Raw genomic sequence first — 15,113 nt, 5'->3', positions numbered from 1 at the left:
ACTATGGTTTGAGGATGCTATAGATTTCTGCAGCTTCATTATTGAAAGTGAGCAAGATGTATTTGTTTTTGCGCACGTTTAAGATATTCATGCTACGGATCGATTTGCCTGTTAAGTCTAGTCCTATTTTGTTCGCTAAGGTAATATTGTTGCCGGTACTAATCAATGCCCCAGGGAATGAATCAAAACGACCGTGATATGGCTTTACGCCAAAGTAATTTCCTGCAGCTAAAACTTCAGTCCTATGATCTCCGTTAAAGTCAAATTCCAAGAAGGCCATAATAGGCGCTAACTGTAATTCATAGCTAAATGGTACAAAAGTAAACTTGCCATCGTTGTTTTGTAAATAGCCGGAATTTAAGGTGTGAACTTCAAGAACTTCCGCATTTGGTAGCATGTTTTCGCCTAAAATAGCTTTTATTGGTTTACCTGCAAAAGATTTATAGGTGTTGAATTTTTTGCGAAGCGATACCAATTGGCTAGATAGTTCCTTTAGCCCATCTATGGGATAATCGTTGCCGTCCTTGTAAGTGCTGACAATAGTTTCTGTAGCTCCGTTCTTGTCAAGGTCGCCATAAAACATTTTCATGGGGTGGTCTTGTGTTGCCTTAAGTTTAGTGTTAAGCCCCCAATTGCCCAACAGATAGTCTTGGTCACCATCACCATCTATGTCAAAACTAGTGACCGCTTGCCATAAACCGTTTGTTTTCTTGTTTTCTAAAGGAAGTATTTCTGTAAATTTTCCTTCATTATTTTGAAAGAATTTTGGTGACATCCATTCGCCTACGAATAATACATCTTCCCATCCGTCATTATTAAAATCGGTAACGATGGCGTCGGTAACCATTCCTAAGTTTTTAAAGGTGTTTGATGCTACTTTAAAATTACCTTTTTCATTGTTCAAAAGATAGGTGTTGGGTTTGTTACCGTAATCTGCACTAATGGACTGGTTGCAAATTATAATATCCAAATCATCATCATGGTCGTAATCCAGTTTTAAAATAACCGATGCATTCTCGAATAACTCTGGAAATTCTTTTTTGGTTAAAACAGAATCATTTGAAACGTAGTAAGAATTAGTTAGCGGTTTCATTTCATTGAAAAAATCTGCGCCACCAGTACCTACTATAAGATCATTTTTACCGTCTAAATTAAAGTCACCAATAATAGAGGCAATGTCTTCCTTGATACTATCTTTTTTGATTTCTTGATAATTTTTCGAGTAAAATGTAGAATCGCCTTGAACGTAGATTTGTGACGGAATGTATTTAGCTCCACCAAAGAATATGTCGTCTTTTCCATCACCGTTTAAATCTCCAATACTTACTGCAGGACCTCTATCGGACATTTGGTAGGGTATCAGTTTTTGACGTAAATAATCGCTGTAGGCATCTTCTTTGTGAACATAATTAACGCCTAGATTGTTCATTGTTTTTTTGAACAGAATATTTCCGTTCTTTTTGAGCGAACTATAATTAAAAGTATCTGTGTTTTCAGGACTTAAATAAAGCGTTTGGTTTGTCGCAATATTTTTGATTACCTGTATGCTTTTATCTGGCCATATTATTTTAAGGGAATCAATATTTTTAAGTCCATCATAACCAAAGTGTATTACGGGTTCAGAAGATGCCTGAAATCCGCGAACGGTATACATTTCTTTAAACTGTTGAATTCCGTTGGCGTATGAGAAAACTTTAGTACCAATACCAAATTTGTTTTTGCTATGATAATCCAATTTAATTTTAAGCCAATTGGCTTTATTGTTCGTGGTATTTTCCTGTATATCTGCAGGGCTATAAAGATTGTTGGTCACTAAATCCAAATCACCATCATTATCCAAATCGCTATAAGCTGTTGCCCCGGAAATAATGGTGTCTTGTGCAATCCATGATTTAGATTCATCAATAAACTGAAGGTCTTTAGCCCCTTTAAAAATCATATTGCCAATAAAACCCGATGGCATCATTTTTAGTGCTTTTTGATCTACTAAGTTTGTATTGTTGATTTTTGACCGAATAATTTCGTTGGATATATAATTGATGTAATCAAGATCATTAGGACGCTTAGGTATACCGTTGCTAATGTATAGGTCTTGCTCTCCATCTTGATCAAAGTCACTAAAAAGGGCGCTCCAACTCCAATCTGTAGCCGCTACACCGCTTTGTAGGGCAGTTTCTATGAACTTACCGTTTGGTTGGTTCACAAATAGCATATTTCTAGTGTACTGATTGTGGTAGCCGAACGTCTCGGTCTTCATTTTTTGAATTTGTATGTCATCATCACCTTCAGATGATTTTAAGACAATTTCATCTCTGCTCAACATATCCAAAGAAATTAGATCGGGCAGGCCATCATGGTTTATGTCCGCAACATCGCTACCCATAGAAAAACGGCTAGTGTGTCCAAAAGCATCTTTTAGACTCTCTTTAAAAGTACCGTCTCCATTATTTAAGTAATAATAATCATCTTCATGAAAATCATTGCCAATATAAATGTCCGGGTAGCCATCCTGATTAAAATCGGAAACGGCTATTCCTAATCCGTATCCGTTTACTCCACCATAAATACCGGCTTCTTCGCTTACATCTACAAATTTACCATTGTCATTACGTAGCATTTTGTCGCCAGTTTCATAAACACGGTTATGTCTAATTTGAGCGTTGCCATAAGAATCTTGGGTGTGAATGGCATGATTAAGAAGGTACATATCTAAATCTCCATCCAAATCATAGTCTAAAAATGCGGCTGACGAGCTGTAAGATTCAAAATCTAAACCATAATCTGAGGCACTCTCTTTAAAAGTTGCATCGCCTTGGTTTATAAAAAGCTCATTGTGTCCATTAAAACCGTTTAGCCCTACAACGGCACACACGTAAATATCCAGAAGTCCGTCACCATTTACATCGCCCATTATAGTACCCGTATTCCAAGAGCTACCACCAGCGACACCTGCTGTTTCCGTAATATCTTCAAATTGTAAATTGCCTTTGTTCAGATATAATTTATTCTTTACCTGATTTCCGGAAAAGTAGATGTCCGGTAAACTATCATTGTTTATGTCGCCAATGGCAACACCGCCACCATTGTAAAAATACAGGTAGTCTAAAATACTTAGGTCTTTTGTTTCGGTAAGGGTATTTTCAAAGGCGATACCCGTATCTTCGGCAGCGTGCTTTACAAATAGTTTTCCTGAATTTTGTTTACAACCAATGGCAAAAACCAATACACATATGTACAGTAAATTATTCTTCATTTAATAGATACAGTTTTGGAGTGTCATTGTTGATAGCGGCGATAATAAACTCACTTCCTTTTTTGTCTTTAACTGTCTGTAGTTGTTTTACTTCATTTCTTATAAAGAAACCGCTATCAGTATAGTTTTGCCATTCAAAATTAAGTTTTCCATCACCCAAAAGAACGTTGCCGTAGTTGGCATCTAGTCTGGAATATTGAGGTTTGAACTCAAAATTATTGCCCGCCATTATAAGATCAAGGTTTCCGTCTTTATTGATGTCTAAACATTGAATGCCACAGATGCAGGAAAATTGAACTTGCGGAGGCAAAATTTTAATGGTGAAATTACCATTGCCGTCGTTGATCGCAATTACGGTTTCGGCAATACTTGCTTCTTTTAAGATGGTATTGTCAATAATATTTTTAGGGAATAGCTCTTGAATGGTTTTTGTAGCATATTCAGAAGCTTTAATGTTCTTTTTCTTAAGCGCTAATATTTGAGTAGTTAATTCCTTTTTTTGATGAAGAGGATAATCGCCGCCATCATAATTTTGCGTGGTAATCTGTTCAATGGTTCCGTCATTGTCAAAATCGTTCACCCACATTTTCATGGGTTGCTCGGGTTCGGGTTTGTAATGAATATTGCTACCGGTGTTACCTAAAATTAAATCTTTATCACCATCGTTATCAAGGTCATATCCTTCCACTGCGCCCCACCAACCACTTAGGCTATCTAGGGAACTTTTAGAATCGCTCAGTCTTCTACCGGAATTTTTATAGATTTTTGGACTTCCCCAATCAGAAACGGTTACTAGGTCATCTTTACCGTCACCATCCATATCTAGCCATTTGGCATCGGTAATCATTCCTGCATCCTTAAGGTCATATGCAGAACGTTCGGTAATATCCGTGAAGGTGCCATCACCATTGTTTAAAAGAAATAAGTGGTCAGGGTTTACTCCATACGTGCCCACAACACTTCTTGATCCTATAAAAACATCGATATCACCATCGGCATCAAAATCTGAAGGAGCAATAACGGCAACATTTTTATTGATGCTCGGTAATTTTTTTGTGTTTAGCGAGAAATTGCCTTTGCCATCATTTATGTATAAACGAATCCCGTAAGATCCTTGCATGCCCAGTTCGTTGCCACCGGTACCTACCATAAGGTCTACATCGCCATCATTATCCGAATCAAAAAAGGAAGCAGTGGTATCCTCCAATGGTGCTTCGGTTTCAAAATATTTTATAATAGGTTTGGAAAGTGATCCATTGCCGTTATGAAGATATAGTGCACCTGCTTGATTTTTGGCACCACCAATATAAATATCTTCATTACCGTCTCCATTTACATCACCCACCGCTAGGCCGGGACCTTCTTCTGCCAACGATTTTGAAATTAGACCTTCATTGTCAAAATCCATATAGTTATTTTCTTTATGTGCCAAGAAAGTGTTATTGTCTATTGATTTTAAAAGGGTAGGGGCTTCTGTTTTGTTTATTTTAAAAATCGCTGTAGCATCTTCTTGTTTAAATGTAATGGTCTGATTGGCTTTTACATTGATTAATTTAGTAGTGGCATCATTAGGCCAAATAATACGAATTGAGTCTAAAGTTTTGGTGTCTCCAAGACCTATGGTCATAGGGTATTCTACTGAAGACTGAAAACCTCTGGACGGCATTACCGTTTGATCAATAATATTATTTGGGTAATATAGGCGGGCAACCGTACCAATGCCGAACCTATTACCGTCACTGCCTTTGAATTTAAGCTTAATATAATTGTTCTGTGATTGAGATTCGGAGTTGTTGCGATATACAAACGTCTCCATGTTTACGTTGTTGACCACTAAATCTAAGTCGCCATCATTATCTAAGTCACCGTAAGCAGAACCGTTTGAACGGCTAGGTATTTCAAAACCCCACTGTTTATTGTAATTGCTGAATGTGATATCTCCGTTATTTCTATATGCGTAGTTAGGAAGAGGTGTAACTGGCATTTTGTTGATAATAGAATCAATAGACTCTTTCCTGCCCGTCAATGCCATTTTTTGAATAATTTCGTTGGCAAAAAAATCAACAAAGTCTAAATCCGTAAGGTCATGGTTAATCCCGTTTGTTATATAAATATCCTTCAGTCCGTCATTGTCCATATCGAATAAAAGTCCTGACCAACTCCAGTCGGTAGCCTCGACCCCACTGTAATAGGCAATTTCAGAAAAAGAACCATTGCCGTTGTTAAGCTGTAATGTATTCTGAATATATTGTTGATGAAAATCTTTACTCTGTTTAAGTTTAAATATGTTATAACCTTCAAATTCCATAACAGATTTTACACGCTGATCCGGTTCAGGTAGCATATCTGTTATGAAAATATCTGTAAGTCCGTCATTATTAATATCTGCCATATCAACCCCCATAGCGGATAAACTTAAGTGATTTGTCCATTTTTGAACCTCTTCTCTAAAAGTGCCGTCTTGGTTGTTGATGTATAAATAATCTCTTTCATAAAAATCGTTGGAAACGTAAATGTCAGGGTACAGGTCATTGTTGATGTCAACCACCATGACACCTAGGCCAAAGCCAATAAGGCTACCGTAAATACCGGCATCTTCACTAACATCAACAAATTTGCCATTATCGTTTCTTAACAGCATATCACCAACACCTCTAAAAATCTTAGGTACGCCTTCCCAATCTTGAGCTCTAACCTCTCGCTGTTCTGCGTAGCCAAGGCTGCTAACAGGTATGTTGCTATTATTTAGAATGTAAGCATCCAAATCTCCGTCTTTATCATAATCGAAGAAAGAGGCGTGTGTTGAAAAACCTGTTTCTGCTAGATTGTATTCATGGGCTTTTTCGGTAAAAGTACCATCACCGTTATTAATGTAAAGGTCATTGTCATGGTTGTTGCCTTCCATGTTACCGGCATTGCTCACATAGATATCAAGAAATCCGTCATTATTAATATCTGCCATAACTACACCGGTAGACCATGGCTTGTTTCCCATTATTCCGGCAGATTCTGAAATATCTTCAAATTTCATTTCGCCTTTGTTAAGAAATAACTTGTTGGCTTCCATATTGCCCGTTAAGAAAATATCTGCTAATCCATCATTGTTGATATCGCCAATGGCAACACCGCCACCGTTATAGAAATTACGATATTTAAAAATGTTGAATTCCTTAGAATTGGCAACCTTGTTTACGAAAGAGATACCAGTTTCTTCAGGTTCTAGTAAGGTGAATAGCGTAGGTTCCTGTTGCTGTTCCAATGTATTTGAATTTTCATTAGATCCGCAAGAAATTAAAAGAAATAAAAATAAGCCAAGGCAGCTGATCTTAAGCAAATTAAAGTTCATTGTTGCGTTTGTTTGAGAGAGCACTTCGAGTTGTTTTGTGAACTGTTAAAGTTGAGTTGCAGACCTGTAAAATAGGTCGTTCAAAAATAATTTGCAATATAGCCAAATACCTACTATTTATTAGGCTTATTTAGTAAAAGTCAACGTTAAAATTTAAAGAAATCGTTATAGGGACAGCGTAATAATATGAATAATGAGATTTAGTGGCTACTTTTTAGAAGTAATGGAAATAATCCAATATATTTAACCTTGACTAAATAACAAACAACTTGACCCATGATAGGAATTTTATCTTTTTTAGGCTTTACCATTTTAGTAGCCGTAATTGCATATTTGGCAACAAGATCAACTAATGAGCAAACCTCTGATGGATATTTTTTAGGGGGGCGTAGTCTAACGGCAGGAGTAATTGCCGGGTCTTTACTGTTGACCAATCTATCTACGGAACAAATTGTTGGTCTAAACGGTAACGCCTACAGTGATGGAATTTTGGTAATGGCATGGGAAACCTTGGCGGCTATTGCTATGGTCATATGTGCTATATACTTGTTACCTAGATATTTGAAAGGTGGTATTAGCACTATACCAACGTATTTGGAGAGAAGATTTGATACCACTACCAAGGCAATGACATCTGGTTTGTTTTTAAGCGGTTATGCAATTGTTCTTTTACCGATAGTTTTATATTCTGGGTCTTTAGCAATTAGCGGAATGTTTGATTTGCCCGAAAAACTGGGTATTTCTGAATGGGGGTCTATATGGGTCTGTGTTTGGAGTATTGGAATAATTGGTAGTATTTATGCCATTTTCGGGGGCTTAAAAGCTGTTGCAGTTTCAGATACGATAAATGCAATTGGATTGTTGATAGGTGGATTGTTGATACCGATATTTGGACTATATGCAATTAGTGATGATAGTAGTATATTAGGAGGTTTGTCCAAACTTACTACGGAGCATCCAGAAAAGTTTAATGCTATAGGGTCGGAATCGTCAAGTATACCATTTGCAACCATATTTACAGGTATGGTTTTGGTGCAATTGTTTTATTGGGGAACCAATCAACAAATTATTCAGAGGGCTTTAGGAGCCAAAAATCTTAAAGAAGGTCAGAAAGGAGTAATGCTTGCTGCATTTTTTAAAATATTGGGTCCTTTAATAGTTGTTTTGCCAGGTATTATTGCATTTCACATGTTCGATGGTCAATTGGACAGGGCGGATCAAGCTTATCCTAAATTAGTAGCTGCGGTGCTTCCGGTTACTTTGGTAGGTTTTTTTGCTGCCGTACTTTTTGGAGCTATTTTAAGTTCATTTAATAGTGCCTTAAACAGTTGTGTTACATTGTTTGGTCTGGATATTTATAAAGAGTATATAGACAAAGAAGCTTCAGAAACTAAAGTTGTAGCCGTAGGTAAACGTTTTGGGGTAATGTTGGCATTGTTTTCAATGATATTGGCACCTTTTTTATATTATGCGTCAGATGGTCTTTTTGGTTACTTGCAACAAGTTAATGGTGCATATAGTATTCCTATTTTATCTGCAATCGTTATTGGTTTTTTAACTAAAAGAGTACCGGCTATTGCTGCCAAAGCAGGAATAATATTTGCCGTAGTTGTTTATGTAATCTACATTATTATGCAAAGGGGGCTAGGTATAGAATGGTTGCCACATATGTTACATGTACAAGCAATAACGTTCGTTTTGACTATAGGCTTAATGTTGTTGATCGGTACATTAAAACCAAGAGAAACGGATTATGTGCAAGAATATACTAATGAGGTCGATATTACCAGTTGGAAGTATGTAAAACCTGTTGGCTTGATAATTACATTAGTTGTTGTCAGTACCTATATTATATTTAGATAATTTATTCTTTTGAAGATTATAGAAGCAATGTTTCATGACTTTGTGAGTCTTGTTTTATAGCTAAAAAAAATACAAATAGCGCAACAATAGTTCACTTTCGTGTGAAGAAATGTTGCGTTATTTGTGTTAACATAATGGATATTTATTTTAATTAAATGGCTGCATACCGCATTGAAGTATTAAAAATTTAATTGGCCATTTACAATTGATTGGTCTGTATTATTTAAAAGGTCCTAATATGGTTATCTATCTTTGGGTAAAGCTTCGTATTTGTAATAATACTGCCCAGGAGTAACTTAGTTTTATGCTTTCTAGGCAATTAAAGAAGCAGTTTAATGATTTAAACTATAGTCCATAAAATATCTATATATTTTATTCCGGTTATTTCTAGTCTTTAGAAATGGTGATAAGATAATTTATTTTAATGCTGGTGGCTAATTACACTTTTTAAAATTCTTTGTATTTACGCAAGGATTTAAATGTAAAAAAGCCTCCAATTAATTGGAGGCCTTTTCAACTTAAACTTAAAATTATATATCCTTAGTAACCTGGGTTTTGAACCAAGTTAGGATTTGCAAGTAATTGTGCTGGTGGAATAGGGAACACGTTGTAATCGTCGTTGTTGATAGTTCCTTCAGCTTTAAATAACCAATCTCTACCAAATTGACCGAAACGAATTAAATCGTTACGTCTCCATGCTTCTTGGTATAATTCTCTACCTCTTTCATCTAAGATATCCTGCTCAGAAACTGTTCCTAGTAACTCTTGAGTGTTACGTATAGTTCTTAGGTCATTGATCATGGCAGTTGGGTCGCCACCGCTTCTAAACATAGCCTCAGCCTTCATAAGATGAGCATCTGCATATCTAAATACAATTTGATGACTAATAGAAGCTTCACCATTTCTGGCTGCATATTTCTGAATACGGATACCGGTAGTTTCATCATTGTTGATAAAGTTAACGGCACCGGAACCGTCTTTAAAATCTCTTTTAAATGTAAGAGGAGCCCCTTGTCTGTCTTCTAGTGGAGTACCATCAAGGTCATACTGTTGATTGATTAAGAAACCATAACCGACATTTGAACCGTCAACATAACCATCTTTTTCAGAAGCGTAAGGTTGGTCTGCAAAAGCTACACCAATAGTTGGTACTCCACCTCTACGTTCTTCTTGTCCGTCCACAGGGTTTTGGTCCGCATCTAATTCATTAGATTCAGAATCTCCTTCAAATAAATCATAAAATTCGGCAAGGGTACTGAATCCGTTCCATCCACCACCTTGAATACTTGTGCTGTTATAGTGAAGTCCCATTACTACTTTATTAATAGTATTAGCTTCTAGAGACCAAATAGTCTCGGTATCGGCATCTGGCAAGAAAAGATCAAAATAACCTTCTTGTAATGCATAACCATCAGCAGTAATAGCATCCACCAAAGAAATTACTTCGGCCATATCTGCGGAATCAGGAGAACCACCAAGGTAAATATGCTTGTTCAAAAGAACTTTTGCCTTTAAATATCTTGCAGCGGCCTTACTTGCTCTTAAGTTAGCTTCGCCACTACCTGCCGGTGTAGCAGGGGTGTTTGAAATTGCTGTTTCTATATCCGCAAGAATAAAATCTAAGGCTGCTTGACCAGTAAGTACTTCAGGTACAGAAGAAGATGGTAATTGGGTATCTCTATAAGGAACTTGACCAAAGTTATCCAATATTACCCACATACTGTAAGCTCTGATAAAGCTTGCATCACCTATATTCTCTGTAGAAGGGTTACTTCTTGAGTCTAAAACTTGAGAAGCTTGTAATTGGTTACTGTTCCATAACTGAAATACATTAACTATAAAAGAATGTTGACCGTTCCAATCATGAGTGTGTAGTACTCTCCATAGTCCGTTATCACCCCAGTCACCACCACGTGTCGGTATTAGGTGTTCGTCCGAAGTAACTTCTTGAAGTGCAAAATAGTTATCTTGACCAGCATACTGTCCGGCGAGTGATCCATATAGATTCGTAACCGTAGAAGATGGATCGGCTAAGCCTTGAAATCCTTCGGAAATGATCGAATCTGTTTCTTCTATTTCTAGGTCGGTACAGGAGGAAATCCCTACCAACGATAGAATAGAAAGCGTTAAGATTTTAAAATTATTTTTCATGATATACAATTTTTTTTAATTAAAATGATGCATTTATACCAAAAGTAAAAGTTCTTGGTCTTGGGTAAGAGCCATAGTCAATACCTCTAGATGGTACACCTGAACCTAAATCACCGGTATTGGCAGTAACCTCTGGGTCTAAACCACTGTAATCGGTAATTAGGAAAAGGTTTTGACCTGTTAGAGAGAAACGCAAAGAATTCAATGCTCCTTCACCTGATAATGGTACGTTGTAGCCAATACTGGCATTTTGAAAACGAACGAAATCTCCTTTTTCTAAGAAACGCGTAGAAGCATCCGCAGAAGCTCCTGGGTCTTCTCCGCTGGTCAATACATTCTGAGTTACGTTTCTAGAGTTAGAAAGTGCTCCTGCAGTGAAATATGCATTTTCAGTATTGTTGTATACTGAGAAACCAAATTGACCTTGAAAGAATACAGATGCATCAAAATCTTTTACTTTTAAGTTTAAGCTTAGACCAGTTGTAATATCCGGTAAAGCATCTTCTCCAACAAACGTTTTGTCAGCAAAAGGATCACCAACACCGTTTCCGTCAACATCTTGATATGTTGGCGAACCAGCACTATCAAAACCAGTAAAAATTGGCAAGTAGTAAGAATATAATGATTGTCCAGAAGCAAAACGTTGTGCAAATGCACCAGTTAAACCAGGTCCATTAACAGCACCAGTATCAATTAAACCGTCAAAATTCTGAACTTCATTGTTGTTGTAAGCGATATTAAAATCTGCAGAGAACGTTGCATCGTCCGTTCTTACGAAATCATAAGCCAAAGCAAATTCAACCCCTTGGTTGATGATACTAGCATCAACATTCTGGAATTGGAATGGGTCAACCGCAGGTGCTGCTGGTGGAGTTTGTAAAAGAACGTCAGTTGTTTCAGTTCTATAAACATCTAAACTACCGGTTAAACGATCATTGTTGAAACCGAAATCAAAACCTGCGTTTAAGTTGAATGAAGACTCCCATTTCAAATCAGGTCTATCAGTTGCTACGATTGCAGTACCATTTGCGTTGATATCAAGGTTTTGCTGAACAGTTAAATCTGAAAATCGTTGCCTTGCTACGAAGTTACCATAACCTAAACCATCTTGATTACCAGTAATACCTGCACTTAAACGTAACTTAAGAGTAGATACATTTTCGCCGACAAAATCTTCTTCGTTCATTTTCCATGCAAAAGCACCAGAAGGGAAGTATCCATATTGGTTTTCTGGACCAAATCTTGAAGAACCATCAGCTCTCATTGTTGCTGTAAACAAGTACTTGTTATTTAAGGTGTAGTTTAATCTAGCAAAGAAAGACTGCAACTCATCTGTATTGTCAAATGAATTGGTGAATACAGAAGTAACCGGGCTGTCAAGAGTTCTTCCTAATTCTTCTTGAGCAACAACGGTTGGTAATAATCTATTGACTAATACGCCATTTGTATTAGGGGCATAATAAGCTTGTTGGTAAGAACCGGAAACAGCATTCTGTAAGTCGCTTACAGCACTTCTAAGGTCTCTGCCCATTGCATTTAAATCACTGGATGAGTAACCTCTACCACCAGCATTAAACCCAAAAGTCTGGAAATCTTGGTAACCAAAACCTACTAAGGCCTCTAAGTTAGAGTTTTCAAACTCTTTATTGTAGTTTACCGTTGCCTCAAAGGTTTTGTTGTCTCTTTTTAAGACTCCATAGTTTCCGCGACCTATATCGGTAACACCGTTAATATTGTTGATGTCTCTCGAAATCACAGAAGTATTGGTCGCTTCGGCGATATCCAAACCTGCATTTAATTTTGCAGATAGCTCTGGCGTAAAGTTATACTGAATAGAACCGTTTAATAAATATCTATCGGTATTAGTTATATTCTGTGTATTGTCTAATGCATTTTGAGGGTTAACGTTCAATCCACCAGCATTAAAATCAGAATTTGAAGGCCATGTCGGGTTTGCAGCATATGCACCACCTAAAACATCACCTGCTGCACCTGCCTGCGCACTAATTGGTGCTTGAGAATCATTGATTCTGGCAATCGACATTTGAAGGCCAAGAACTAATTTGTCATCTAAGAAACGTTGGTTAAGATTAACTCTACCTGTAATTCTTTCTAAATCAGAATTTTCAACAATACCAAATTGTTTTCCGTATCCGAACGTTGCTCTTACGTTACCACTACCATAGTTCTTAGAATAAGAAAGGTTTTGGTTTTGAGAAGCGGTAGATCTTAAAACTACTTGTTGCCAATCTGTGTTAGCTCCAAAATTTACCGCATTTGCGTTACCACCAACAGCAGTAACACCAGATAAAAATTCAGATGGCTTTAAAAGGTCAAAAGTGTTTGCAGCTGTAGCGATACTTAAAGAACTAGAAAAATCCCACACACCCTGGCTACTTCCTTTACCGCTTTTTGTGGTAATGATAACAACACCGTTTGCACCACGAGAACCATAAATAGCCGTTGCGGATGCATCTTTTAATATACTGATACTTTCAATATCATTAGGGTTGATAAAGTTTAAAGGGTTTTTAACCGCACTTTGTCCAAAACCAGTTTCACCTTGTGGAGAAGTATCGCCACCTCCTAATGGAACACCATCAACTACGAAAAGCGGATTGTTGTTAGCACGTACAGAGTTAGAACCTCTAATATTAATTTGGATTCCTGCACCAGGCTCACCACTGGTTTCCTGGATATTAACACCGGCAGTTTTACCTTGTATCAACTGTTCTGGAGAGGCAATGTTACCTCCGTTAAAGTCTTCAGCTGTTACTGCGGTTACAGAGCCGGTAGCATCTTTAACCGTTGTAGTACCGTAGCCGATAATTACAACTTCTTCCAATGCTTCAGCATCTTCTTGTAATGTGAAGTTAATTGAAGTTCTACCGTTTACTGCTACTTCTTGAGTCTTGTAACCGATATAACTAACAATAAGTACTGCGTTTTCTCCTGCGGTCAATGTGTAATTACCGTCAAAATCAGTTTGCGTACCATTCGTTGTTCCTTTTACAAGAACACTAGCTCCTGGTAAAGGTCCACTTGCATCTGAAACCGTTCCAGATACTTCTTGTGCCTGTATAGATCCAAAGCACAAAAATGCACCTAGGATAAACAGACTTTTTAGGAATGTAATCTTCATAAATTGTTAATTTAAGTTGAGTTAATTTAATTTCAATTGTTAAAAATATGTAAAAAGGTGTATGGTCAATAGTTTACGTAACGTTAAATAATTACGAAAACGGTTTCGTGTTAATAACTTTTCATTTTTGCGGGTATAATGAATGTTATAGGGTGTTTTTATCAAATTCTTAATTAAACATAGGGTTAAATATGAATATGTGATAATAATGCAAATATATAAAAAATACTTTTTTCTATATATTTACCATTTATCGGTCTTTGTAGAACTTAACTTTTTAGAAGAAATTAAGTTCTTATCTTAAAATTTTAAATCACATTTTTATTGAAACCTAAAATAACTCTGAAAGACATTGCTAGAGAACTAGACGTATCTATTTCTACGGTATCTAAAGCTTTAAAGAATAGTAAGGAAATTAGTAAGGATACTAAAGATAGAATTAAGGCATTTGCCAAATTCTATAACTATCGTCCTAATAATATAGCTCTTAGTCTTAAAAATAGAAGAACCAAAAACATTGGTGTAGTGATACCTGATATTGTGCATCATTTTTTTACTACCGTATTCAGAGGTATAGAAAAGTATGCCAACAGTATGGGCTACAATGTAATTATTTGTATATCTGATGAATCATTTGATAAAGAGGTTATAAATATGGAAATGCTGGCCAATGGTAGTATAGACGGATTTATACTGTCATTAAGTGCAGAAACGCAGAGAAAGAACGACTTTACTCATTTAAAGGAATTATTGGATCAAGGGATACCTATTGTATTATTTGATCGTGTTACGGAAGAGATTGCCTGTGATAAGGTAATATTGAACGATAAGGGGATATCTATAGAAGCGGTCGAACATTTTATTTCTACCGGTGCCAAAAAAATAGCTTTGGTGACAACAGAAAACTTTTTTAATGTAAGCGAAAGTAGAAAAGAGGGTTACTTGAAGGCTTTAGAGGATAATCATATTTCTATAAATGAAGATTTAATTTTGACATTGCCCCATGATCTGGACAATAGTAAGTTGATTATGGAATTTTTTAAAAATAATGAGATTGATGCGGTATTGTGTGTAAACGAGATTTTTGCTGTTCAATGTTTAAGCATTATTCAACAGTTAGGGTATAACGTTCCAAATGACATTTCTATCATAGGCTTTACCGATGGGATTTTATCTAAATACGCTTCTCCAAAACTAACTACAGTAGCGCAACATGGTGAAAGAATGGGAGAAAAGGCCGCAAAATTTTTAATAGATAGGATGGAGTCTTTGGAGATGGAGGAAGCACCCTTTAAAACTGAAATTATCAATGCAACTTTAATTAAGCGTGATTCAACTATCAATAAATAGATAAGAAA

At 36.5% G+C, this 15,113-nt stretch carries 6 protein-coding genes; 2 read left to right on the top strand and 4 right to left on the bottom strand.

Annotated features, from left to right (window positions below; translation table 11 throughout):
* Nucleotide 1 precedes the first annotated feature (1 nt).
* Together QZ657_RS09485 and QZ657_RS09480 are read right to left on the bottom strand one after the other, a co-directional pair.
* Nucleotides 2-3,253 carry a VCBS repeat-containing protein gene (locus QZ657_RS09485; protein ID WP_291966509.1) on the bottom strand — a complete coding sequence of 1,084 codons (3,252 nt, stop codon included), beginning with the start codon at nucleotides 3,251-3,253 and terminating at the stop codon, nucleotides 2-4.
* Entirely contained in the window at nucleotides 3,243-6,599 is a 3,357-nt protein-coding gene (locus tag QZ657_RS09480; RefSeq protein WP_291966507.1) for a VCBS repeat-containing protein, read from the bottom strand. Before QZ657_RS09480 ends, QZ657_RS09485 begins: the two co-directional genes overlap by 11 nt.
* Before the next feature lie 276 nt (nucleotides 6,600-6,875).
* On the opposite strand from QZ657_RS09480, the gene QZ657_RS09475 reads away from it, so the two are divergent.
* Complete coding sequence (locus QZ657_RS09475) at nucleotides 6,876-8,462, top strand: solute:sodium symporter family transporter (protein WP_291966505.1); 1,587 nt, start codon at nucleotides 6,876-6,878, stop codon at nucleotides 8,460-8,462.
* Between the two features lie 540 nt (nucleotides 8,463-9,002).
* On the opposite strand, the gene QZ657_RS09470 is transcribed toward QZ657_RS09475, so the two are convergent.
* Together QZ657_RS09470 and QZ657_RS09465 are read right to left on the bottom strand one after the other, a co-directional pair.
* Entirely contained in the window at nucleotides 9,003-10,613 is a 1,611-nt protein-coding gene (locus tag QZ657_RS09470; protein ID WP_276470986.1) for a RagB/SusD family nutrient uptake outer membrane protein, read from the bottom strand.
* 19 nt (nucleotides 10,614-10,632) lie between these two features.
* Nucleotides 10,633-13,755, bottom strand: coding sequence for a SusC/RagA family TonB-linked outer membrane protein (locus tag QZ657_RS09465; protein WP_291966501.1), 3,123 nt, complete (start codon nucleotides 13,753-13,755; stop codon nucleotides 10,633-10,635).
* A 324-nt stretch (nucleotides 13,756-14,079) separates the two neighbouring features.
* On the opposite strand from QZ657_RS09465, the gene QZ657_RS09460 reads away from it, so the two are divergent.
* Nucleotides 14,080-15,105 (top strand): LacI family DNA-binding transcriptional regulator, encoded by a 1,026-nt coding sequence (locus tag QZ657_RS09460; RefSeq protein WP_291960333.1) that lies wholly within the window; start codon nucleotides 14,080-14,082, stop codon nucleotides 15,103-15,105.
* Nucleotides 15,106-15,113: the final 8 nt, after the last annotated feature.

This window comes from Maribacter sp., from assembly GCA_020629415.1.
Lineage (GTDB): Bacteria > Bacteroidota > Bacteroidia > Flavobacteriales > Flavobacteriaceae > Maribacter > Maribacter huludaoensis.
Note: the sequence above shows the minus strand (reverse complement) of the source record. Positions and strands in the feature narration are given on the sequence as shown.